The organism is Prevotella jejuni, assembly GCF_900187995.1.
GTDB classification, from domain to species: domain Bacteria; phylum Bacteroidota; class Bacteroidia; order Bacteroidales; family Bacteroidaceae; genus Prevotella; species Prevotella jejuni.
Genome location: NZ_FZNZ01000032.1, coordinates 17322 through 40577, shown reverse-complemented (window position 1 = coordinate 40577; position 23256 = coordinate 17322). Strand labels below are relative to the sequence as shown.

Genomic DNA, 23256 nt, shown 5'->3' with positions numbered 1-23256 from the left:
AACGAAAGACCAAGAGAAAAATTAAACTTTTCTACTCCAAAGTGTGAGTTCTTTAAACACGTTTTGTAATTTTGCACTTGCTGGTTGACTCTGCGCGCTCTGACACAGATGAACCGTATCCTTGTTGGTCACCGCCAAGACAATGATGTAAATCGATCATTCAATATTGAGACCGAAATCAACAACTATCGTAACCAGTTGAGGTCGCAGAATATCAACGATGTAAACGACCATAAGTACACCTACGCAATAGGTACAATGTACATGGACATCATTCAGGAGTGCGAGAAACTTGGCGACTATGTGGTCAATGTCGTCGAAGCTCGTATGGGTGTCCGCCAACAGGACGCATAAAGCCGTTGGCTTTTATCATCGTAGAAACATTACTTTGCTAATATAAAAGGCCTCGCATCCGCTTTGGAAGCGAGGCCTTTTCGCTTGTTCGTAACCATTAGAGACATTACCCATCAGGCTCATTCGTACTGAATAAGTAAACTGATTGCAGCGAATGATACCGTCCAACAAGAAAAGAACGGGACCAAACAAACGACAAAAAGACAAAAGCATAAGCAAATAAAAGCCATTCTTTCGAAGGGAAAAGATAAAGAATTAAAAAGTGAAGTCTGACGTATGGACCCATAAAACACCCCTCTCTGAGAATTATTTTCATGAAAAAAAATATTTATTGTCATGAAGAAAAATATTTTTCTTCGTGAAAATAATTTGGTAATGGTTGTATAGAGAGAGCCAGTCACACATAAACAAGGGTGCATAAAAGACTTTATATAGCTTTTATGCACCCTCTTGTGTGTTATTGATGTATCTCCCTTAGAGGCTATACGTTCAATGCTTTATTCTTCTGTAAAGCCTGTGATATTGTTGTAAAGAAGTCATGTAGTTCTGCTTGCTGGTCTTCTTGGAATCCGTTCCTCTTTCTTATCTTCAGTTTTATAGACTTTCCATTGACAGTGAAAATGAAATTCTTTTGCTTCTCATCAAAGCCTGCCTGTTCGATACTTGACATAGGATAATAAACCATATCCCATTCAGACTCTTCATTAGGAACGATTCTATAAAAACCTGGTATAGGCCGAGGAAGAACAGATATAATATACATGTCGTCATCATTGTAAGCAACGAGTGCGACATCAGCTTTCCCCATTATGCCCAGAGGATACCAAAACTCTACACACTTGATATTGCTTGTGTCGATAGTAGGATACTTCTTTGCAATAAACTCCAGTGCCTTTGCAGTGTAGACTCCCTTACTATTCTTGCCTTTTCTATATACATAGAGCATCAACGAAAAGGCAATAACGGCCATCGCAACAAACATGAAGATAAACGGAATAATACTTTGACTCATAATCTTAATGATTTATATGTTATTAATTGTTTATTTCAGAGTAACTTTTAGCCATGGGCTATCTGGATGTTTCATAAGCCATTTCATTACGTTACAAAAACCTAAGACATCGCGAACCTCTGGGGAATAGGCCCAGAAACTACGGCCGATGATATAGGAATGTCCGAACTCCTCCCATGTGTTGAATGTGCTAATGGCTCTCTGATACGCTCTCTCGAGGTAGTTCCATGCCTCGTCTGCCTTTAAATAGTTCACTTCTACGCCTACACGTACGAGATAGGCAGCACGCCCTATATCCCATCCTATAACGTCTTTTCCTGTTATGGCATCCCATGAAATTATCAATTGATTGGCGTGCAGAGCGTCAAGATCTGCGATATAGTTGTTCAACATATTGAGCAAGTCGTCTAAATCTTCTTCCTCTGTAATGTGATACTTACCAGCAATACTTGCCATTGAGCATAAGCGTTGTTCCTCTGTATTGATATTACTATCCTCTTGTAATTCTGCTATTATCTCTTCTTTAATAACAGTAATGTCAGCCGAACGGATACGTCCGAGTAGTGTCTCTATGGTATCGCAGAGTCCTTGACGGTCTGTGATGCCCCATCCTTGTTGGAGAAAGACCTTCGCACGTGAACCAATCTTAGCCGAAAGCGTAAAATGATTACCTCCCTGTTGTTCTTGGTATTGTGCACTTAGGGAGATACGTCGTAATTGTTCGTCTGTTAGTTTACGTGAGAAGTTGAATAGTCCCATAATTGTGGTTTTATAAGTAATATGGTTTCAAAGATACTAAAAACCATCAACCCTGACGAAGATGTAATTTTCTTTAACACTAAATTACCCTTTTCCTTAAATATAATAAGTAGGATTTATCCCACAATTCGGTTGACACTGCACTTATTATCGGCTCTATCTACGCTGGTGAAGCCTCTCTATGATGATGTAATCTCGCCAAGCCAGCGTTTGTTACCATAGTAGGCCGTCATCGTGAAGACCTAATTCATGAATTTATAATAAGGCTACATGAAGAATTAAACATAACAGCAAAGTGAAACATAATTACTCATATAATATAATGTGTAGTTACTCCCTTCGTTCTTTAATAAGGGTTATCACACCGCTTCATTCTTAGCTTTTCAATGAAAAAAGAATGTTAGATATTCGTCCCAAAACATAGTAATTCAGCGGCTTGGATAGTTATCTAAACCACATTCTTGTCGTCTGTCCCCATTATTTGGAGGCTCTAAAAAGCTTTCATACATTTGCAACAGAAATCATTGTTTCACTTATTAAAATCAAAGCGTATGAAAACTTTAGTTTCTAAAATCGTCGTTATCGTTGCCCTTATGTGCGCAACCAGTATGAATGCACAGAACAATAATCAGTTCGATGCACAGTTAAAAACCACTTTAAGTAATGTCAAGGCAAACGTACCTACATCTATTGTAAAGGTAATGAATGACTTGAAACACATGGAGAATCAGTATCCTAATGCTTGGCTTCCTACCTATTACCGTGTGTTCTATGCCCTTCAGTATGCTGCTCGAGACCCACAGAGCGATTATTCTTCTTTATTCTTAGACGCAGTGAAGGATGATGTCGAGGCGCTACAAACAAAGAATGACGTTGACCGTTCAGAGCTGTTTACATTGAAGGGGTTCTATTACACGGCACTTATCACACAAAATCCTGTTGAGAATGGTAAACTTTATTACCGCGATGCAATCAGTTGTTATAAGTCAGCTATTGCCATTAACCCGACGAACCCTCGCCCTCGTATTCTCCTTTACATGTTCTTTGATATTATGAGCAAGCAGACAGGACAACCGAGTATGAATGGGCCAAAAGACTTAGAGACCATCAAAGAACTGTATGCCAAGGAGAAGCAGAATGGACTGAAACCTGCATGGGGACGTAATCTGATAGACTTTTGCAAGTAGAGGTAATATGCTGAAGGCATTAAACTCATAAAGATTGGGGGCGTACCAAGTGTATGCCCCTTTCTTTGTGAGGTCTTTTATCACACAAAGAAATTATGCTAATAGATACTATAAATCGTCATCAAGTCTTCATAAAAAAGAAGATAAAGAGTATAGATTTGCTCCCTTTAAGAAAAAAAATGTATCTTTGAAGCCTAAAAACAGATTTTATTGAAAACAAAAGACAGATTTAACTATAACAGCTATAGTTATTGTTTGAATAATCCTCTCAAATATGCTGATCCTAGTGGTAATGTATTTGTCCTTGACGATTTTATCGCAATAACTGCAATGGGAGCAATGATGGGTGCCATGAATGCAGCTATGTCAGACAAGCCCATATGGAAAGGAGCTTTATTAGGTGCAGCTAGTGCTGCCGCTACTTATGGAATAGGCTCAATTTTTAATGGCGTTGGAACTTTTGGACATGAACTATTGAGAGCTGGTGCACATGGCTTATCTAGTGGTGTCCAAAAGGTTGGAGAATGGTGAATATATTTATAATATAGGTCGGATTCATGGAATATAAAAGAAAAATTTTTCCTGAGGAAGTAGCTCTTATTGCCTTTCTAGCGTCCAAAGCTCAATTCCAATTAGAAAGTAATTGGGAAAATAAATTTATCGCTTATCCTCTCACAAAAGAGAAAATAGGCAGTATTGGGCTTTTTAAAAATAACCAGAAATATACTCGAAGACAAAGTAGAGTTCTTTCATGTTGCAAGTTTCATGATGTTGATAATGTTGAAGTAGCGGTTTATCTTTTAATAGATTCTAATGATACGCTCTATGAATTAGATTTTTGGAAGGTAGATGATTCAGAAATTTGCCATATTCCTTCCGTAGACTCTATGGAGGATATCCCGCAGATATAATCAGACAGCAATAATTTCAAATGTTCCACATGAAAAACCTTTAGAGTCTGTATATCCAGAGTTCGGAATATTTTTGTTTGGAAGATCTGTAATAGAAGGAGCATTTCAAGGATTTTGGACTGTATTAAAGTATGAAACGGGAGGATGGAAGCAATGGGTTAGGTTAGGAAATTCTTATTCTAAGAGTGGAGACTTTCAAACAAAATCTCTTCTCTGGGGGGGTATCACCATATTACACAAAAAAGATAGGTAATCCTACTTTAAGAAACATAAATCAAAATTTGAGAAATACAAAATTTCCTTATGACAATTGGCGCACTGCTGATCCAGGACATATTCATTATAAATGGCGATTAAATGATGAAGACTCATGGCATTGGTTTCGTTAAATATTAAGTAGTACAAATTTATGAAATATTTTATTTTAAAGTGGTCATCAGAAAAAAAGCAGAACAATAAAACAAAACGAAGCTTATGGTGTCGTTTGCTGCATAAGATGATCGTTCCACTCAGTGCAAATCCTGATTTTGATGATAAAATAGAGGATGTTACTCTATGGTTTATTGAATATGACGATGTGGTAAATCATATTGCAAACAGAGAAATTGGATTTGCTAAAGATGGTAGGATTATTGTAAAAATGCCAGACGATAGAAATTATGGTTATTGGCTGGATACAAATTGCGAATTGGAAGATTTCAAAAAGATGGGTATAAATATGATAACCGAAAAAGAATTTAACGACTTATGGAATTCGGTCTATTACGATAGAGAAGCAAAAGAATTCAAGCAGACTGTTATCAAAAATGGAGACTAAAGAATGTATGCAATCTTGCCTTCACGGACATTTTGGGCAGCATCCTTTACGTTATGGATGAGAAGGGCACGAAAGTCTTCGATGCTTCGTACGATGCGTGGGGGTAAGCAGACGGAAACGCTCAACACCATTGGGCCTGCACTGTGGTTGCATGGGGCATGAGATGCTGAATGAGTTCAACCTCATCAATATGAACGGCCGTGTCTATGATCCTGTACTCGGCCGATTCCTAAGCCCTGATAAATACGTACAGGAAGGTGACAATAGCCAGAACTATAACAGCTATAGTTATTGTCTGAATAATCCTCTCAAATATGCCGATCCTAGTGGTGATATATTTGTCCTTGACGATTTTATCGCAATAACTGCAATGGGTGCAATGATGGGTGCCATGAATGCAGCTATGTCAGACAAGCCCATATGGAAAGGGGCTTTATTAGGTGCAGCTAGTGCTGCCGCTACTTATGGAATAGGCTCAATTTTTAATGGCGTTGGAACTTTTGGACATGAACTATTGAGAGCTGTGCACATGGCTTATCTAGTGGTGTCCAAAAGGTTGGAGAATGGTGAATATATTTATAATATAGGTCGGATTCATGGAATATAAAAGAAAAATTTTTCCTGAGGAAGTAGCTCTTATTGCCTTTCTAGCGTTCAAAGCTCAATTCCAATTAGAAAGTAATTGGGAAAATAAATTTATCGCTTATCCTCTCACAAAAGAGAAAATAGGCAGTATTGGGCTTTTTAAAAATAACCAGAAATATACTCGAAGACAAAGTAGAGTTCTTTCATGTTGCAAGTTTCATGATGTTGATAATGTTGAAGTAGCGGTTTATCTTTTAATAGATTCTAATGATACGCTCTATGAATTAGATTTTTGGAAGGTAGATGATTCAGAAATTTGCCATATTCCTTCCGTAGACTCTATGGAGGATATCCCGCAGATATAATCAGACATGAAATGAACTTAACTTAACCAGTGTATTCGTATCTGGTGTATCTGGTTCGACATTGGGAGCAAAGGTTGATACGGCGATAGGAGCATGGTTTGGAGGTGTTGGTGCTATTTCTGGAGCAATCATAGGAGGTGCTGTAGGTGGTATTTGTGGATCTTTTGGTGCCAGTTGGCTAGGAGTAGGAACTGTTGATATGATTTATGGAAGGTAATATTTCACACATTCCAGTAAAACAAGATGGGCACAATTTCTTTATGGCTCACGTGCAAGTTAGTAGAAAAGGTTATAGTGTTCTACATAATATGACAGGAATAGCCTCTATATTAATTAACAATAAAACTATTTTACACCATATTATAAAGCTGTAAATAACTTTATTTTATATAGAGGTTATCCACTCTATTCTTCTCTGTCTATCGTAAGGTAATTCTTTTAGAATTGAGTTTCCTGTCATTCCTGTCATTCATTATGATGACTTAACTTGTTAAATTACAGTAGGGTTATGCGAAGTGTTAAAAGTGACAGCAAACTAAAAGTAAAATTATTCTTGTAGAAATGAGTAGTGTGTGTCTTCTTACTTTAGTCAGAAATATAACATCATTCTCTTACCTATCCAACGAACTAAGCATGTTAGTTATTCGTCCCAAAAGATAGTATTTCAGCGGGCTGGATAGTTATCTAAACCGCTTTTTTGTTGTCTGTCCCCAGTATTTGGAGGCTCTAAAAAGCTTTCATACATTTGCAACAGAAATCATTGTTTCACTTATTAAAATCAAAGCGTATGAAAACTTTAGTTTCTAAAATCGTCGTTATCGTTGCCCTTATGTGCGCAACCAGTATGAATGCACAGAACAACAATCAGTTCGATGCACAGTTAAAAAACTCATTAAGTGTCGTCAATGTAAACGTACCTACATCTATTGTAAAGGTAATGAATGACTTGAAACACATGGAAAATCAGTATCCTGATGCTTGGCTTCCTACCTATTATCGTGTGTTCTATGCCCTTCAGTATGCTGCTCGAGACCCACAGAGCGATTATTCTTCTTTATTCTTAGACGCAGTAAAGGATGATGTCGAGGCACTACAAACAAAGAATGACGTTGACCGTTCAGAGCTGTTTACATTGAAGGGGTTCTATTACACGGCCCTTATCACACAAAATCCAGTTGAGAATGGTAAACTTTATTACCGCGATGCAATCAGTTGTTACAAGTCAGCTATTGCCATTAACCCAACAAACCCTCGCCCTCGTATTCTTCTTTACATGTTCTTTGATATTATGAGCAAGCAGACAGGACAGCCGAGTATGAATGGTCCAAAGGACTTAGAGACCATCAAAGAACTGTATGCCAAGGAGAAGCAGAATGGACTGAAACCTGCATGGGGACGTCAACTGATAGACTTTTGCAAGTAGAAGTAATCTGCTGAAGACATTAAACTCATAAAGATTGGGGGCGTACCAAGCGTATGCCCCTTTCTTTGTGAGGTCTTTTAGTACACAACGAAATTATGCTAATAGATACTATAAATCGTCATCAAGTCTTCATAAAACAGAAGATAAAGAGTATAGATTTGCTCTCTTTAAGAAAATAATGTATCTTTGAAGCCTAAAAACAGATATTATTGAAAACAAAGAACGATTTAAGCTATGGCAAATTCATTAGACGAAGTGACAGGACCAGTTAATGATGCTGGCCGTGATGTACATGTAATAGACAAGCAACTTCCTGTTGAAGTTGGTTTTGGTTCAACCCTTTTCCAGATTGCTTTGTGGGTAGTTGGTCCGGTGTTGGTATTGTTGTTTGTGCTGTTATTGGGTAGTACGATGACAAATCCATTGCTTGTAGGTGTTGTAGGCTGTTTGGTGGGAATCCTTCCAGGTGTTATCTTTATCTTTATGAAGATATCAGCTCGCAATTATTTCCAGAAGTTAGAACAGCGTATTCAGGCTGAGGCGTCTAATATTGACAACTATTTGGAACAGCGCGTACAGATACTGCAGAACGTAGTAGGACTGGTAGAACGTGCTATTGACCTTGATAAAGACGTGATGAAAGCCGTTGCAGCCCTTCGTAGTGGTGGTGTGAACGAAGGAAATAGAAGTGATGTGAATGCACAAGTAAATACAGCCTTCGGTCGACTCTTTCCACAGGTTGAGGCTTATCCAGAGTTGAAAGCACACAATGCTATTGCTGATGCGATGCAACAGAATAACTACTTGCAGCGTGAGATTACTGCAGCTCGTACTGTATATAACAGTCGTGTGACACAATGGAATACTGATATCTTCTCTTGGCCAACAAAGATGATTGTTGCTGCTCAGCAGGGTTATACAACTCGCATACCATTTACTGCAACAGCAGAAACACGAGAGGCAGCGAGAGGTAAGTTCTTCTAATACTACAGAAGTAAATGATAGAGGATATATATGATCCACTAAACGAATACATCAGCACCTTCAAAGATAAGTTCAAGAAGGTGGCTGATGAAACCTTTAATGCACTTGCTGACGAGGCGCAGGTTGATGTTGAGGCTAATCGTGAGACGTGTCGACAAATCTATGCAGGTGAGAAGAATCTTGCGGATGTGTCTGGTCGTATCACGATGTGGACTATCCTATGCGTCATTCTGTGGATAGCTATGGTGGCAGGTGGTGCTGTTGTATATGTGAAATGGAATGAGTTTCCAATGGAGCATCTCTTGATGATAGGTGGAGGGGCGGTCTTACTGCTTGTCTTTCTATTACTCAAGGTACATCCAAAATTGAAGTCCTTACGTACTCAGCACAATGAATTAGATAATAAGGTGAAAACTTTGAAGGAACAGGCATGGAATCAGATGGCTGCTCTGAATAGGCTTTACGACTGGGATGTCTTTACGCGTATGATGTCGAAGACTGTACCCAGACTGGAGTTCGACCCTTATTTTACGGCACAACGACTGGCAGACCTTCGTAAAACATACGGATGGAACGACTCTTTTAATACCGAGCGTTCTGTACTTTATTCACATTCTGGACTTATTAATGGTAATCCTTTCGTCATCTGTCGAACACGAAAGATGGAGATGGGAGAGAAGACTTATCACGGTCAGAAAACCATTTTCTGGACAACAACAGAGACGGGTCCTGATGGAAAGCCACGTACTGTGTCTCACTCAGAAACCTTATATGCCAGTGTAACAGCGCCTTATCCTAACTATTTTGAGCGTACAAGGCTTATCTATGGTAATACAGCAGCACCCGACTTGACCTTCTATCGTAAGCCAAGTGGGCTGGCAGGAAAAGAAGGTTCGTTACGTTATAAGTGGGATCGGTTTATGTTGAGACGTAAAGCACGCAACCTTGAGAGTGGCGACTTTGCGATGTTGACGAATGAAGAGTTTGAGGTTGCGTTCAATACAAGTAATCGTAATAACAATCAGCAATATGCTTTACTCTTCACACCATTGGCACAACAGAGTATGATGGCACTGTTGATGGACGAGAAAGAGGGCTATGGTGATGACTTTGATTTCGATAAGCATTACATGATAGACACTATCATGCCAGAACATTTACAAGTGTTAGACCTCGATATGAACCCTGCTCAGTATCGCAGTTTTGACTTTGAGAAGGCTAAGAAAGACTTTTACGAAATCAATGCGAGATACTTCCGTGCTATCTACTTTAGTTTTGCACCCTTGTTATGTGTACCGATGTATCAGCAGATACGTCCACAGAAGGATATCTACGGACATGATATGGAACAGAAGAGTTCGTTCTGGGAGCATGAAGCATTGGCTAACTTTTGGGGACAGGAGAATTTCCAACATCCTGATTGTGTAACTCCTTGTATTATGAAGACTTCTTCTGCGGCACAGGGGGATGGCAGTACGCTGATTAACGTGACAGCTTATGGCTTCCGTTCAGAACGTCGTATGTCTTATATTAGTAAATATGGTGGTGACGGTTCATGGCATGATGTACCCGTGGAGTGGTATGAGTTCTTACCTGTTGAGGGCAATGGCCGTATTATGATGCAGGAGGATGAGACTCAAAACGATACTGATATGAGTCAGAAACAGCGTATGAGCCATATCAGTGACGTCTTACAGAAGTCGCACTTGGATGTCTATAGAAGGCATATTGCTTCTAAGATATAAGCATAGAAAGCAAGAATGAATAGCAAAGGACGATAGAAGTATTTCGCTTTTATCGTCCTTTGTTTATGTAAGGGTAGTCTTGAGTAGAAATGAAGCGCTTGCCTTAGATTCGATAATATATTCGAGAACAAGCATACACATGTACTTTCTAATGTTGACTGCTATTTTTGAAGCAGTTGAAGAGCATAAGACAATTGAGTATCTTTCCCTGATAAGAAGTCATTAACTTTCATTGATACCAAATAATTCGGGCTTATTCCTTTCCCTTCTAATGGGAAACCCTTGGGAGAGGTACCTGACGAATGTCCTACAGGAAGTCGATAGAATATTCCATGTGATGTCTTAAAAAGACAAATAATACCGCCTGTATCACCAGCTGAAGATGTACCAACCAACACTGCATCACCACTTTCTTTCATTGTAATGAGAAAAGTCTCAGCTGAAGAACAAGAATAATGACCCATCAAGATGATTACTTTTCCCTTATAGCTGTTAGTAGAAGGAGATATTGTAGACCCATTCCAAATACGTCGTTTACCTTTTATTAAGTTCTGTGCAATATTATCTCCTATCCAACTGTTACCTCCACCATTCTGACGTACATCAACTATCAAGTATGGGAGTTTGCTTAGATGCTTCAAAGCTTTGGTGAATTCAGTGTCAGCATTATCTTGCATGCTTTTCACGTTAATATATCCAATCCTTGAAGACACCTTTCTCCAAGTTACGTTTTGTTCCTCTGCCTTTGTGGGAACAGACTTAGATTGCAGTTGAATGGTGATAGTTATTGGTTTTCCATGGCGAATAATGCCAAGTGTCTTTATAGGACTTGTATAACTACAGAGTATAGTCAAAGCTGATAGTAGATAGCGAGTGGCATCTGTCGAAGCAGAGACATATTTGCTATTATGCATCACCCATTTATTTGTAGGTACACCATCAACAGTTACAATCTCGTCTTTATCTTGCAATCCTGCCTTTATAGCAAAGACTGAAGGGTAATTAATAAACACACGATTCCCAATGACTGTGATATTATCCCCTTGTATGAACCAAGGATATAGTATGCTTTCATTATTTGCATGAGTGCATTTCAAATTGGCAAAGAATTCCATTATAAGTAATGAATAAGCCACTTTCGATTGCATGGTGTCAATTCGTTGAAGGCATGTGGTGTGAATCGAATCAAGGTTGATGTGTTTCTTAGTAATATATGGGTATTTCTTTTTGACCTGTTCGAATATCTCTTCGAAATCACTTCGGAAGTCTTTTGGATTAACAGGTATCTTGTCTGCTGTGAATTGTTGAACCTCATCCCAGTCTGCATGCCCATGCGTTGGATACCATCTATTTAGAGCAAACACTGCAAATATAGATACTATTAATCCAAAGGTAACAATCATCAATACAACAAATTTCTTCATAATGCACTTATGTAAAAGTAATGTAATACTAAATCGGTTCATAAGAGAGAAAGCTTTGATTGTTCATAGACTTCCTTTTGAAGCTAAAATATGAGTTTTAAGTGCTTCATACGTTAGACGAAAGGATTTATGAAAATCAGCTTCTATATATCTCTAATGAACCGATTTGAAGATTTATAGAGTATCTTTATAACTTCTCACCATAGCACAAGTCACCAGCATCACCGAAGCCAGGAACAATGTACTTATGCTCGTTCAATCCTTCGTCAATTGCTGCACACCAAATGGTTGTTGAGTCTTCAGGGAAAGTTTTGCGGATATGTGCGATACCTTCTGGTGTAGCCAAAAGACAAGCAACATGCACATGACGAGGAGTTCCCTTTGAAAGGATAGCTTTGTAGCCTAACTCCATAGAACCACCAGTAGCCAACATTGGGTCAGCGATGATAAGTGTCTTACCATTGATGTCTGGTGTAGCAAGATATTCAACGTGAATACCTACCTCATGATGTTCAGCATCCGTATATTCTCGATAAGCACTAACGAAGGCATTACCAGCATGGTCGAATATGTTAAGGAAGCCATTATGGAAAGGCAATCCAGCACGGAAAATAGTTGCCAAAACAATCTTGTCAGTTGGTACATTAACCTGAGCCGTACCTAATGGAGTAACAACATCCTTTGGTTCGTAGTTCAGTGTTTTAGAAATTTCAAAAGCTTCGAACTCTCCGATACGCATAACATTGTTGCGGAAGAGCAAACGATTCTTCTGATAATCCTTATCACGGATTTCTGCTAAATACTGATTGATAATAGAGTTCTGCTCTGAAAAATTAATGATGTCCATTTTAAGTCTTAGGTGTTATAGATAAGCAAGTTAGCAACTTGCTCTGCAAAATTTCGGCAAAATTAAGAAATAAATCTGAGGTTTTGCAAAGTCTGATTTGCAAATATAGCCATGCTTCTTGTTTTTTTTATTTCTTTAACCTTCTAAGCAAATACTTTGAAACTTTTTCTTCGGTATTTTTTGTGTGAATTTAATAAATATATTACCTTTGCGGTGTCTTAATAAATAGGACGTAAAAACAGTGAACAAATCAATTTTCAACTAAATACATTTATAAGAAATGGCAAAGTTTGATAAGAGCGTACTTGAGAAGTACGGTATTACAGGTACAACAGAAGTACTTTACAATCCTTCTTACGAAGTATTGTTCAATGAAGAAACAAAAGAGAGTCTTCAGGGCTATGAAAGAGGCCAGGAGACTGAGCTTGGTGCAGTAAACGTAATGACTGGTATCTACACTGGTCGTTCTCCTAAGGATAAGTTCATCGTTGATGATGAGAACTCTCACGATACAGTATGGTGGGATTCTGAGGAATACCATAACGATAACCACCGTGCTTCTAAGGAAGCTTGGACAGCTGTTAAGGACATCGCTAAGAAGGAGCTTTCTAACAAGCGTCTTTTCGTAGTTGATGGTTTCTGCGGTACTCACAAGGACACACGTATGAAGATTCGTTTCATCGTTGAGGTTGCTTGGCAGGCTCACTTTGTAACAAACATGTTCATCCGTCCAAAGTCAGAGGCAGACTTCGATCAGGAGCCAGACTTCATCGTTTACAACGCTTCTAAGGCTAAGGTTGAGAACTGGAAGGAGCTCGGTCTTCATTCAGAGACTTGCGTTATGTTCAACGTAACAACTAAGGAGCAGGTAATCGTTAACACATGGTACGGTGGTGAGATGAAGAAGGGTATGTTCTCTATGATGAACTACTTCTTGCCATTGAAGGGTATGGCTTCTATGCACTGCTCTGCTAACACTGACATGAACGGTGAGAACACAGCTATCTTCTTCGGTCTTTCTGGTACTGGTAAGACTACTCTTTCTACCGATCCAAAGCGTAAGCTCATCGGTGATGACGAGCACGGATGGGATGACAAGGGTATCTTCAACTACGAGGGTGGTTGCTATGCTAAGGTTATCAACCTTGACAAGGAGTCTGAGCCAGACATCTACGGCGCTATCACACGTGACGCTCTCCTCGAGAACGTAACAGTTGACGAGAATGGTAAGATTGACTTCGCTGATAAGAGCGTAACTGAGAACACTCGTGTTTCTTACCCAATCTACCACATTAAGAACATCCAGCGTCCTGAGTCTCAGGGTCCAGCTGCTAAGCAGGTTATCTTCCTTTCAGCTGACGCATTCGGTGTATTGCCTCCAGTATCTATCTTGACTCCAGAGCAGACTAAGTACTACTTCCTCTCTGGTTTCACAGCTAAGTTGGCTGGTACAGAGCGTGGTATCACTGAGCCTACTCCAACATTCTCTGCTTGCTTCGGTCAGGCATTCTTGGAGCTCCACCCAACAAAGTATGCTGAGGAGTTGGTTAAGAAGATGCAGCAGAGCGGTGCTAAGGCTTACTTGGTTAACACTGGTTGGAATGGTACAGGTAAGCGTATTTCTATCCGCGATACTCGTGGTATCATCGACGCTATCTTGAACCACTCAATTGACGCTGCTCCAACAAAGCAGATTCCTTACTTCGATTTCACTGTTCCTACAAAGCTCGAAGGTGTTGCAACTGAGATTCTCGATCCACGTGACACTTACGCTGATGCAGCTCAGTGGGATGAGAAGGCTAAGGACCTCGCAGCTCGTTTCATAAAGAACTTCAAGAAGTACGAGAACAACGAGGCTGGTAAGGCTCTCGTAGCAGCTGGTCCACAGCTCTAATCCTTTCGGAATACTTCTGAATAGATAATAATGACTCCCATCCGTAGCAATACGGGTGGGAGTTTTTGTTTGTCCTTCTGTAATATAGGATAATAAGACCGCTAATAGTAAGTAGAAATATTACGCACTATTACTACAGTAGTTTTAATTTTGTTTTGCTGTCACTTTTAACACTTCGTGTAATACTACTGAATATTAACGAGTTAAGTGGATGTTTTGAGTGACAGGAGTGACAGCAAAGTTTGTTTTGGTAAGATTATGGGTTCTTCAGGAATTTGGAGTGATAAAGTAAGCCACTACATATAAAAGTCACACAGAGAGGAGGAGAACACGGAGGTGAAAGCATAAAAGACAATATCACGGAGGTGCCGAAAGCACAAAGAGCGACAGAGTTGTAGTGTACATATTACTGATAGCTTTGGTAATAAACGTTTTTATAAATCTTGCAAACCAGTGCTTTGTAATGAAGTAGACAAAAACATTAATAACACTCGCAAATATCCTCTGTTCCTCCACCCACCAACGATGCCTCTGTGCCTAATGATTTCTGCTATATAAAACCTCTGTGATCTCCATTTCTCTGTGTGACGTTTCTTCAAAGTTCTAATCTCAAAAGGTATCACTCCATATTGCTGAAGACCCAGATTATGTCCTGTCTCTTATGAGTTAATTATTCATATAGAAAATCCCTGTTAGGATTTTTTGTTCTTCCAAAATGTTGAGTGATATGTTAAAGCACTTATATAATAACGCACACGGAGATACAGAGGGGACGGAGCTAAACACCATGTTGTGGAGGTGCTGATAGCACAATGAGCGACGGAGGGGTAGCGTACAGATTCCTAATAACTTTTTAGGATAAACGCTTTGTATATAAATTGCTAATAGAACTGGCAAACAATCTCCTTTGCTCTATGCACTGACTGTGCCTCTGTAGACTATCATTATTATGTTTTAATACTCCTCCGTACCCTCTATTTCTCTGTGTGATATTTCGTCAGAGATCTAAGATTAGGCAGATTATTATCACTCTAAATTTCTGAAAACCCATATTTTTGTGAACATCCAACCTCCGTTTCCCTCAGCTTGCTCTGTATGGTTTATTATGGCATAGGCTTGCTTTATTGTTTTCATCTGATTATCAAACTTCTAATGGGGATTATGGCAAATGTATTGAGTACTCCGCACCACTCGTGTTCAGCCTCCGCACGACCTGTGCGAACGCTCTGCACAAGGTGTGCGAGGCATCATTACGTTGACTGAAAGAAGTAGGATGAGCTACGATAGATATTTATTTGATTAGCAGTAGACTATCAAGGCGAATATAATTCCTTAAATGCGTAAACTATTTCAATACTAATTACTCTATTTTCTTTGTGCTATCAGGTAAGATTTTTCTAAATCTTTGTTCTGTATTGTTCGTGTCAAGTACCTTTAACTGTTCTTTTGCCATTTTATGGAGAATTTCAAAACGTTGCTTTCTTGATACCCCTTGTTTTATCATTTCAGAATTAGCAGATTCCATATTAGATAATACTACTAACTGGTTGATGCTTGCAGTTTCTCTAAGATTTATTCCTTTAGATGCCAAATTCGGGTTCGCTTGAGCCCATTCTTTTGCTTTACACCCAAAGAGAATTATATTTAACATATCAGCTTCGGTTGCATAGATAATCCCATGCTTGATAGCCTCAATGTCCATTTTAGGAATAATCACGTTTTTAATAGCATCGGTATGAAGTGTATAATTGGTTTTGGATAGTATTCGCTTTGCGTTCCACTCTAACGAAAGCGGATCGTTCTCTTGTTCTTTTAACCGCTGATATTCCTTTACAATGTAAAGTTGGAATACAGGACTTAGCCACATACCAAAGTTAAAGGCTATATCTTTGTGTGCATAAGTTCCACCATACCTGCCAGCCTTAGACATAATACCTATCGCATTTGTCTTTTGTATCCATTGCTTTGCGGTTAGAGTAAACGAGTTTAATCCTGCGCTATTTCTAAACCCATCGAATTCGGTGGGATTAAAATTAGGGTTGTAAAGCTGTTCCCATGCTCCCAAATATTCTATTGTGCTTCTTGTGCGTAACCAGTTCTGTATGACATAATCCGTCCTTTCCTTGTCTTTGAAATGTGCCATATCTGTTAGGCAAATGTAGTCGCTCTCATTTCCTATCAGCACAGATATTTCTGTACTCTGTACTGTTATCTTCTTTGATGTATTCATATTTTTAGTTATTATATCAGCAAAAGTAACAAATAAAAAACACTTCTCAGTATTGTTAGAGTCTTTTTTGCTTCTTATACGATTTTTTCTGCAATGAGAGCAAATGATGGTGTGATGTAGTGCAAAATAAGTAAATAATCAATGGTGTAGAAAAGTCGAAGAAGGATAAGGTTTTAAGTCGAGAAAAGGCGTGTGAAAAGACAATAGTATAAATTGAAAAGTTCAGGTGAAGGTAAGGAAGATAGCAGAAGCTTATCAGATGTGATTTATTGCTCGTTTTTCTTCAAGTTTATCGTTACTTTGGCAATACTTACTAAACAAACTTAAAAAAACGCAGTTATTTTCGATATTTTACATAATTAACCTCGTTAAAGACGTTGAATATGAAGAATTCTGATTAAATTTGCAGTTAAATCCAATTATTAGTATCTGATGCGTAATAAGATATATACTCTCGTAGCTTTAATGATGGCTACTTTGACGATAACTTCTTGTCTTAAAGACGACGACGAGAAAGAAAGTGTAAGTTACAAAGACACGGCTATTTTGAGCTTTTCTTTGGGACAAATGGCGCAAGTGCGTGATACAATTACTAAGAACGGAAGCGATAGCGTTTATACAGCTAAGTTTAATGCGGCTAAGGTTAAGTTCTATATTGATCAGGCGCAGGGGCTGATTTATAACCCTGACTCTTTGCCTTACGGTACGAAGTCGTCAAGTGTATTGGCTAAGATTGTAGCCAAGAACAGTGGTGTTGTGGTTCTTAAGTCAACGACTGAAGAGAAATTTACGTATTACAACAGCAATGACTCTATCGACTTTAGCACTCCTCGTGTTCTCCGTGTTTATTCAAACAAGGGGAGTGAGTATAGAGATTATAAGGTGATCGTCAATGTTCATAAGCAAAAAGGGAATGTGTTTAGTTGGGAAACACTGCAGGCAAACAGCAACTTTGCTTCCTTCACAGCAATGAAGGCCGTTAGTACGGGTAGCAAGGTGTTTGTCTTCGGTACCAATGGTAGCCAGACTGTCGTTTATGCTGCGGCAAAAGACAATGGAAATAGCTGGACTAAGCTGAACAAGACTTTCGCTGCTGATGCTTATAAGAGTATTGTGACACAAGGAGATAAACTCTTTGTCATCGATAACGGAGCGGTGTATAGCTCTACAGACGGCAACACTTGGACTACTGTTGCTACTAATAGCAGTCTGAAACAATTGGTGGCAGCATCACCAGTTGAGCTGTTTGCTTTGTCTAACACAGGTAGTCTGTTGTCATCAAAAGATAATGGTGCAACATGGACTGCTGAGTCATTAGATAGTAGCACATCATTATTACCAACAAGCAATATCAATTACTCATATACAGCGATTACGTCTAATCTGTACAGTGTGCTTCTCGTTGGCAAACCAGCAAGTGGTACGCACAATACATCATGGACAAAGGTTTCTTATCGACCAAGCGAGCAGTGGAATTATGTTGAGAGCAATGCGGATAAGTTCCAGTTGCCTCTTTATAAGAACCTTGCCGTTGTCGACTATGACAGAGCAGCCCTGGCCTTGGGTATCGACAATAGTAATAAGGTGGTTTCTATGCTTCTCTCTCGTGATAGTGGTATCACTTGGAAAGCCGACAAGAACTTTACTTATCCAAAAGACATGCAGGCAGGTGCTACTTTCGCAGCTACTGTCGATAGCGACCAATACCTCTGGATTATCAGCGGAACGAAGGTTTGGCGTGGAAGACTCAATCGTGTAGGATGGGCCTTGAACCTTAGTCGATTGGCAGAGTAGGATAAGACAATAAGTAACAAGAATGAAACAACTCTTCATCAGTCTTCTCCTCTTCCTTGCTACTACACCACTTTGGGCGCAGTCCGACCCCGAGTATAAGATGGAGATAGGCGCTGGCGTCGGAGTGATGGGTTATTTAGGCGATTTCAATGGGTCGTTAATGAAAGACCTACAGCCGATGGGGACGTTGTTAGCACGATATAATCTCAGTCCTTACATGGGAGTAAAGATGAATGTGTCGTTTGGAAAGATGAAAGGGTCGTCTGCTGATGTCAAAACTTACTATCCCCGTTTTGCCTCAGCCCCCTATACCTTCGACAACGCATTGGTTGATGTGGGCCTTGCATACGAATATAACTTCCTACCATACGGCACAGGTCGTGACTATCGAGGTGCACAGCGCTTGTCACCCTACGCTATGATAGGATTAGGTGCCACCTACGTAAACCTAAAAGGAGGTGACCGTAAGTCAGTCTTGACGGCTAATCTTCCTATCGGAGTAGGTGTGAAATATAAGGTCAGCGAGCGTATGAACGTAGGCTTAGAATGGGCTGTACACTTCTCGCTCAGTGATGAATTAGACGGACAGAAAGACCCCTATGGCATTAAGAGTAGTGGAATCTTCAAGAATACGGACAGTTATTCCACCCTACAGCTGACGTTCTCTTATAGTTTTATGGCAAAGTGTAAGACCTGTCATAACGAGGACGAATAAAGGACAAAGAAGTCAGGAGCTAATATAATAAGGTGTAGTCCGCATCGTACAAACATACATATTGTACATAAAAACAAAGGTTTATCTCTTCAAAAGATATGGCAGAAGAATTAGATATGACACGAATACCCCAGCACATCGCCATCACAATGGATGGTAACGGTCGCTGGGCTACAGAACGCAATAAGCCACGTTCATACGGACATCAGGCCGGAGTGGATACCGTGCGTCGTATCACGTCAGAGTGTGTACGATTGGGTGTAAAGTTTCTCACGCTCTATACCTTCTCAACAGAGAATTGGAACCGTCCTTCTGATGAGATAGCTGCATTGATGGGACTTGTCCTCACATCTTTGGAAGATGAAATCTTCATGAAGAATAATGTGCGTTTCCGTGTTATCGGTGACATGGCTCGCCTGCCAGAAGAAGTGCAGAAAAAGCTGAGAGAGACGGAGGAACACACAGCGAAGAACGCTGCCATGACAATGGTTGTGGCACTTAGCTACAGTGCACGTTGGGAGATAGCCAAAGCAATGAGGGAGATTGTTGCAGAGCATCAGGCTAACAGCTCTGAACCTTTGCGCCCAGAAATGATTACAGAAGAGGTGATTAGCGAGCATTTAGAGACAAACTTTATGCCCGACCCAGACCTCTTGATAAGAACGGGTGGTGAACTTCGCATCTCCAATTACCTCTTATGGCAGATAGCTTACTCTGAGCTGTATTTCTGTGATACCTATTGGCCTGACTTCAATGAGCAGGATTTGCAGAAAGCCATTGCGAGTTTCCAGAGTAGACAGCGTCGCTTTGGAAAGACTGAGAAACAAGTAGAAGAAAAAGAAAACAATTAAGTTACGCAATAGATGACTAAAATAAATAAGGTGTTGATGCTCCTTGCACTCTCTGGAGTTTCGCTTACGGTGAGTGCTCAGCAGAAGATTGTAAACCCAGACATCACTTATTCTGGTACGCCTAAGACTTATAAGTTGGCAGGACTATCCGTTACTGGTATTGAAGGCTATGAGGATTATGTCCTAACAGGTATTTCCGGACTTAGCGTTGGACAGGAGTTGGAGGTTCCGGGAACGGCTATCACAGATGCTGTGAAGCGTTACTGGAAGCATGGACTCTTCTCAGATGTTTCCATTTCGGCTGACTCTATTGTAGGAGATAATATCTATTTGAAGATACATCTCGCGCCACGTCCTCGTATCTCAACCATTAACTATAATGGACTAAAGAAGACTGAGCGTGAGGATATGGAGAAGAAACTCGGGCTTGTAAAGGGTGGTCAGATAACTCCTAACATGATTGACCGTGCAAAGATACTTGCCAAGAAGTACTTTGAAGACAAGGGTTATAAGAATGCTGAGGTCTTCATCCGTCAGAGAGATGACGTTGCAGCAAAGAACCAGGTCATCCTTGATATTGATGTAGATAAGAAGGAGAAACTGAAAGTACGCACAATTACGATTGACGGCGACAACCAGTTGGGTGATAAGAAGATTAAAGGTAGCCTCTTAAGCAAGGGTGCTTTTACTAAGACCCACGAGGCTGGCAAGCTTGCTAATATCTTAAAGTCAAAGAAGTTCACACCAGAACGGTGGGCAGAGGATAAGAAGAACCTTATTACAAAGTATAACGAGTATGGCTTCCGTGATGCTATGATTACAAAGGATAGTGTCTGGAATGTCGACCCAAAGCATGTTGACATCTATGTAAAGGTGGATGAGGGTAAGAAGTATTACATCCGCAACATCAAATGGGTAGGTAACACGGTTTACTCAACCGACTATCTTTCTCGTTTGCTCGATATGAAGAAGGGTGATGTCTATAACCAGACTTACCTGAACAAGCGTCTTTCACAGGATGAGGATGCTGTGGGTAATGCTTATTGGAACAATGGTTACCTCTTCTATAACCTCCAACCAACAGAGGTGAACATTGTCGGCGACTCCATAGACCTTGAGATGCGTATCACAGAAGGACAGCAGGCTCATATCAATCGAGTGAAGATTAATGGTAATGACCGCCTTTACGAGAATGTTGTTCGTCGTGAGTTGCGTACAAAGCCAGGCGACCTTTTCTCTAAGGAAGCGCTTCAGCGTTCTGCACGTGAGTTGGCTTCTATGGGACACTTCGACCCAGAAGCAATCAACCCTGTACCAGAGCCAAACTATGAGGACGGTACTGTCGACATCAACTATAACCTCAAACAGAAGTCAAACGACCAAGTCGAACTTTCACTCGGTTGGGGTCAGACGGGTGTTATCGGCCGTGTTGGTTTGAAGTTGAATAATTTCTCAATGGCAAACCTCTTCCGTAAGAATCGCGATCACCGTGGTATCATGCCTATCGGAGATGGTGAGACACTCTCATTAGGCGCACAGACCAACGGTACTTACTACCAGTCATACAATGCACAGTACTCTACCAACTGGTTGGGAGGTAAGCGTCCTATCCAGTTCAGTGTGGGTATGTCATATTCAAAGCAGACTGACGTATCAAGCAACTATTATAACAGTGGTTACATGAATAACTATAACAACTATCGTTACGGTTATGGTAACTACAATTACAATAGCTACGAGAACTATTATGACCCAGACAAGTATGTGAAACTCTTTAGTGTCTATGCTGGTTGGGGTAAGCGTTTGAGCTGGCCTGATGACTATTTCACCTTGTCACTCCAGCTGCAGTATCAGCGTTATATGTTGCGTAACTGGCAATACTTTATTATGTCGAATGGTTCAGCAAACAACTTGAACCTTAACATTGCGCTTAATCGTACGTCAACAGACAACCAACTCTTCCCACGTCGTGGTTCTGACTTCTCGGTATCATTGACGATTACTCCGCCTTGGTCTAAGTGGGATCATAAGGACTATGCTCACTTGGCAACCGACCGTAACTCTCCAACCTTCTCGCAGGAGCAGCAGGAGAAGTATCGTTGGATAGAATATCACAAGTGGAAGTTCAAGGCTCGTACCTTTACAGCCCTCACAAGTGGTCAGAAATGTTTCGTCTTGATGACCCGTGTTGAGTTCGGTTTGTTGGGAAGTTACAATAAAAACAAGAAAAGTCCATTTGAAACCTACTACATGGGTGGTGATGGTATGAGTGGTTATACTACAGGATACGCTGAAGAAACGATTGGATTACGTGGTTATGAGAATGGATCACTTACTCCTCGTGGTGCTGAAGGTTATGCTTACACTCGTATGTCGTTAGAGCTTCGCTATCCTTTCCTCTTGGGTAACACGACCATCTACGGTCTTGGATTTGTTGAGGCTGGTAACGCATGGACAGAGACAAGTAAGTTCAATCCATTTGACATGAAGCGTTCTGCTGGTCTTGGCGTTCGTATCTTCCTCCCAATGGTGGGTATGATGGGTATCGACTGGGCTTATGGCTTCGACAAAGTCTTTGGTACAAAGGGCGGAAGTCAGTTCCATTTCATCCTTGGACAGGAGTTTTAAGGGCGAGTTGACTGGTTGACAAGTAGACGAGTAGACGAGTTAAATGAGTAAACGAGTAGACAAGTTGCTTGTTCTAATAGGCTGAGTAACTATCGGTAAAGAGAATTAAGAGTTATAAATATTGAATTAGTAAAGGATGAAGAAGAATATGTTTAAGAGTGTATTACGATACGTTTTACCTCTTTGTGTGTTTACTCTTATGCCTTTAATGGCATCAGCACAGAAGTTTGCGCTGATTGATATGGAGTATATCCTCAAGAATGTACCTGCTTACGAGCGTGCAAATGAGCAGTTGAATCAGGTTAGTAAGAAGTGGCAAGCTGAGGTTGAGGCGCTCAATACTGAGGCTTCAACAATGTATAAGAACTATCAGAACGAGGTAGTCTTCCTCTCACAGGACCAGAAGAAGAAGCGTCAAGACGCTATCATGGCTAAGGAAAAGCAGGCTTCCGACCTCAAACGTAAGTATTTCGGCCCAGAGGGCGAGCTCTTCAAGAAGCGTACGAGCTTGATTACTCCGATACAGGACGAGATTTACAATGCCGTAAAGGATATCTCTGACCAACGTGGCTATAGTCTGGTCATCGACCGTTCAAGCAATGCCTCTGGTATTATCTATGGGTCTCCAAAGGTGGATATCAGTAATGAGGTGCTGCAGAAATTAGGATATTCTTATCAGTAAGGGGAGGCTAGGAAAACTAGTTCTCCTAGCTATCCTAGGAATACTATCA

Annotated in this window: 21 protein-coding genes and 1 pseudogene; 17 read left to right on the top strand and 5 right to left on the bottom strand. The window is 40.3% G+C overall.

Annotated elements, in window-relative coordinates; all coding sequences use genetic code 11:
- Positions 1-84: 84 nt before the first annotated feature.
- Positions 85-354: pseudogene (locus tag CHB62_RS11410) on the top strand (Na/Pi cotransporter family protein); the annotation flags it as partial.
- Between the two features lie 481 nt (positions 355-835).
- On the opposite strand, the gene CHB62_RS11405 reads toward CHB62_RS11410, so the two are convergent.
- Together CHB62_RS11405 and CHB62_RS11400 are read right to left on the bottom strand one after the other, a co-directional pair.
- Entirely contained in the window at positions 836-1366 is a 531-nt protein-coding gene (locus CHB62_RS11405) for a hypothetical protein (protein WP_089366953.1), read from the bottom strand.
- Positions 1367-1396: 30 nt separating this feature from the next.
- Positions 1397-2125, bottom strand: a complete 729-nt coding sequence (locus CHB62_RS11400) for a DUF1266 domain-containing protein (protein WP_089366952.1) — start codon at positions 2123-2125, stop codon at positions 1397-1399.
- Between the two features lie 551 nt (positions 2126-2676).
- Between CHB62_RS11400 and CHB62_RS11395 the strand changes: the two genes are divergently transcribed.
- The 10 genes from CHB62_RS11395 to CHB62_RS11350 all read left to right on the top strand — a co-directional run bounded on the left by CHB62_RS11395 (position 2677) and on the right by CHB62_RS11350 (position 10142).
- Positions 2677-3312, top strand: coding sequence for a hypothetical protein (locus tag CHB62_RS11395; RefSeq protein ID WP_089366951.1), 636 nt, complete (start codon positions 2677-2679; stop codon positions 3310-3312).
- Between the two features lie 210 nt (positions 3313-3522).
- Positions 3523-3843, top strand: a complete 321-nt coding sequence (locus CHB62_RS11390; protein WP_009013104.1) for an RHS repeat-associated core domain-containing protein — start codon at positions 3523-3525, stop codon at positions 3841-3843.
- 26 nt (positions 3844-3869) lie between these two features.
- Positions 3870-4223 (top strand): DUF6984 family protein, encoded by a 354-nt coding sequence (locus CHB62_RS11385; RefSeq protein WP_004359294.1) that lies wholly within the window; start codon positions 3870-3872, stop codon positions 4221-4223.
- Between the two features lie 409 nt (positions 4224-4632).
- Complete coding sequence (locus CHB62_RS11380; RefSeq protein ID WP_036862139.1) at positions 4633-5040, top strand: hypothetical protein; 408 nt, start codon at positions 4633-4635, stop codon at positions 5038-5040.
- Positions 5041-5170: 130 nt separating this feature from the next.
- On the top strand, positions 5171-5647 hold the full coding sequence (locus CHB62_RS11375; protein ID WP_254919381.1) for an RHS repeat domain-containing protein: 477 nt from the start codon (positions 5171-5173) through the stop codon (positions 5645-5647).
- Positions 5637-5990, top strand: a complete 354-nt coding sequence (locus tag CHB62_RS11370) for a DUF6984 family protein (protein WP_089366950.1) — start codon at positions 5637-5639, stop codon at positions 5988-5990. Before CHB62_RS11375 ends, CHB62_RS11370 begins: the two co-directional genes overlap by 11 nt.
- A gap of 61 nt (positions 5991-6051) precedes the next feature.
- A complete protein-coding gene (locus CHB62_RS14925; RefSeq protein ID WP_155948921.1) occupies positions 6052-6207 on the top strand; it encodes a hypothetical protein in 156 nt (51 codons plus the stop codon).
- A gap of 570 nt (positions 6208-6777) precedes the next feature.
- Entirely contained in the window at positions 6778-7413 is a 636-nt protein-coding gene (locus CHB62_RS11360) for a hypothetical protein (RefSeq protein ID WP_089366949.1), read from the top strand.
- A gap of 234 nt (positions 7414-7647) precedes the next feature.
- Positions 7648-8397, top strand: coding sequence for a LemA family protein (locus CHB62_RS11355; RefSeq protein WP_013264589.1), 750 nt, complete (start codon positions 7648-7650; stop codon positions 8395-8397).
- Between the two features lie 14 nt (positions 8398-8411).
- Positions 8412-10142 carry an MAG1210 family protein gene (locus CHB62_RS11350; RefSeq protein ID WP_089366948.1) on the top strand — a complete coding sequence of 577 codons (1731 nt, stop codon included), beginning with the start codon at positions 8412-8414 and terminating at the stop codon, positions 10140-10142.
- A 161-nt stretch (positions 10143-10303) separates the two neighbouring features.
- Here CHB62_RS11350 and CHB62_RS11345 read toward each other — a convergent pair whose 3' ends face one another.
- Complete coding sequence (locus tag CHB62_RS11345; protein ID WP_089366947.1) at positions 10304-11608, bottom strand: S41 family peptidase; 1305 nt, start codon at positions 11606-11608, stop codon at positions 10304-10306.
- Between the two features lie 145 nt (positions 11609-11753).
- Positions 11754-12413, bottom strand: a complete 660-nt coding sequence (upp, locus tag CHB62_RS11340; protein ID WP_009013109.1) for a uracil phosphoribosyltransferase — start codon at positions 12411-12413, stop codon at positions 11754-11756.
- A gap of 280 nt (positions 12414-12693) precedes the next feature.
- On the opposite strand from upp, the gene pckA reads away from it, so the two are divergent.
- Positions 12694-14307, top strand: coding sequence for a phosphoenolpyruvate carboxykinase (ATP) (gene pckA, locus CHB62_RS11335; RefSeq protein ID WP_089366946.1), 1614 nt, complete (start codon positions 12694-12696; stop codon positions 14305-14307).
- A gap of 1360 nt (positions 14308-15667) precedes the next feature.
- Here pckA and CHB62_RS11330 read toward each other — a convergent pair.
- Positions 15668-16537, bottom strand: coding sequence for a KilA-N domain-containing protein (locus CHB62_RS11330; protein ID WP_089366945.1), 870 nt, complete (start codon positions 16535-16537; stop codon positions 15668-15670).
- Positions 16538-16969: 432 nt separating this feature from the next.
- Here CHB62_RS11330 and CHB62_RS11325 point away from each other — a divergent pair, with 432 nt between their 5' ends.
- The 5 genes from CHB62_RS11325 to CHB62_RS11305 all read left to right on the top strand — a co-directional run bounded on the left by CHB62_RS11325 (position 16970) and on the right by CHB62_RS11305 (position 23207).
- Positions 16970-18331 (top strand): DUF6242 domain-containing protein, encoded by a 1362-nt coding sequence (locus CHB62_RS11325; protein WP_089366944.1) that lies wholly within the window; start codon positions 16970-16972, stop codon positions 18329-18331.
- Between the two features lie 22 nt (positions 18332-18353).
- Positions 18354-19046: a type IX secretion system protein PorG gene (porG, locus tag CHB62_RS11320; protein ID WP_089366943.1), complete on the top strand. Its 693-nt coding sequence runs from the start codon at positions 18354-18356 to the stop codon at positions 19044-19046.
- A 98-nt stretch (positions 19047-19144) separates the two neighbouring features.
- Positions 19145-19897: an isoprenyl transferase gene (locus CHB62_RS11315; RefSeq protein ID WP_089366942.1), complete on the top strand. Its 753-nt coding sequence runs from the start codon at positions 19145-19147 to the stop codon at positions 19895-19897.
- Between the two features lie 12 nt (positions 19898-19909).
- Positions 19910-22525: a BamA/OMP85 family outer membrane protein gene (locus CHB62_RS11310; RefSeq protein ID WP_089366941.1), complete on the top strand. Its 2616-nt coding sequence runs from the start codon at positions 19910-19912 to the stop codon at positions 22523-22525.
- A 136-nt stretch (positions 22526-22661) separates the two neighbouring features.
- The gene (locus CHB62_RS11305; RefSeq protein ID WP_042856459.1) at positions 22662-23207 is read left to right on the top strand and encodes an OmpH/Skp family outer membrane protein; all 546 of its coding nucleotides are present in this window, start codon (positions 22662-22664) and stop codon (positions 23205-23207) included.
- Positions 23208-23256 lie beyond the last annotated feature (49 nt).

What these genes read in the sequence shown, in the direction of transcription:
- CHB62_RS11405 (WP_089366953.1), bottom strand. Translation starts at nt 1,366, where the DNA reads ATGAGTCAAAGTATTATTCCGTTTATCTTCATGTTTGTTGCGATGGCC.
- CHB62_RS11395 (WP_089366951.1), top strand. Translation starts at nt 2,677, where the DNA reads ATGAAAACTTTAGTTTCTAAAATCGTCGTTATCGTTGCCCTTATGTGC.
- CHB62_RS11370 (WP_089366950.1), top strand. Translation starts at nt 5,637, where the DNA reads ATGGAATATAAAAGAAAAATTTTTCCTGAGGAAGTAGCTCTTATTGCC.
- pckA (WP_089366946.1), top strand. Translation starts at nt 12,694, where the DNA reads ATGGCAAAGTTTGATAAGAGCGTACTTGAGAAGTACGGTATTACAGGT.
- CHB62_RS11330 (WP_089366945.1), bottom strand. Translation starts at nt 16,537, where the DNA reads ATGAATACATCAAAGAAGATAACAGTACAGAGTACAGAAATATCTGTG.
- porG (WP_089366943.1), top strand. Translation starts at nt 18,354, where the DNA reads ATGAAACAACTCTTCATCAGTCTTCTCCTCTTCCTTGCTACTACACCA.
- CHB62_RS11385 (WP_004359294.1), top strand. Translation starts at nt 3,870, where the DNA reads ATGGAATATAAAAGAAAAATTTTTCCTGAGGAAGTAGCTCTTATTGCC.
- CHB62_RS11360 (WP_089366949.1), top strand. Translation starts at nt 6,778, where the DNA reads ATGAAAACTTTAGTTTCTAAAATCGTCGTTATCGTTGCCCTTATGTGC.
- CHB62_RS11315 (WP_089366942.1), top strand. Translation starts at nt 19,145, where the DNA reads ATGGCAGAAGAATTAGATATGACACGAATACCCCAGCACATCGCCATC.
- upp (WP_009013109.1), bottom strand. Translation starts at nt 12,413, where the DNA reads ATGGACATCATTAATTTTTCAGAGCAGAACTCTATTATCAATCAGTAT.
- CHB62_RS11305 (WP_042856459.1), top strand. Translation starts at nt 22,662, where the DNA reads ATGAAGAAGAATATGTTTAAGAGTGTATTACGATACGTTTTACCTCTT.
- CHB62_RS11380 (WP_036862139.1), top strand. Translation starts at nt 4,633, where the DNA reads ATGAAATATTTTATTTTAAAGTGGTCATCAGAAAAAAAGCAGAACAAT.
- CHB62_RS11350 (WP_089366948.1), top strand. Translation starts at nt 8,412, where the DNA reads ATGATAGAGGATATATATGATCCACTAAACGAATACATCAGCACCTTC.
- CHB62_RS11345 (WP_089366947.1), bottom strand. Translation starts at nt 11,608, where the DNA reads ATGAACCGATTTAGTATTACATTACTTTTACATAAGTGCATTATGAAG.
- CHB62_RS11325 (WP_089366944.1), top strand. Translation starts at nt 16,970, where the DNA reads ATGCGTAATAAGATATATACTCTCGTAGCTTTAATGATGGCTACTTTG.
- CHB62_RS11400 (WP_089366952.1), bottom strand. Translation starts at nt 2,125, where the DNA reads ATGGGACTATTCAACTTCTCACGTAAACTAACAGACGAACAATTACGA.
- CHB62_RS11355 (WP_013264589.1), top strand. Translation starts at nt 7,648, where the DNA reads ATGGCAAATTCATTAGACGAAGTGACAGGACCAGTTAATGATGCTGGC.
- CHB62_RS11310 (WP_089366941.1), top strand. Translation starts at nt 19,910, where the DNA reads ATGACTAAAATAAATAAGGTGTTGATGCTCCTTGCACTCTCTGGAGTT.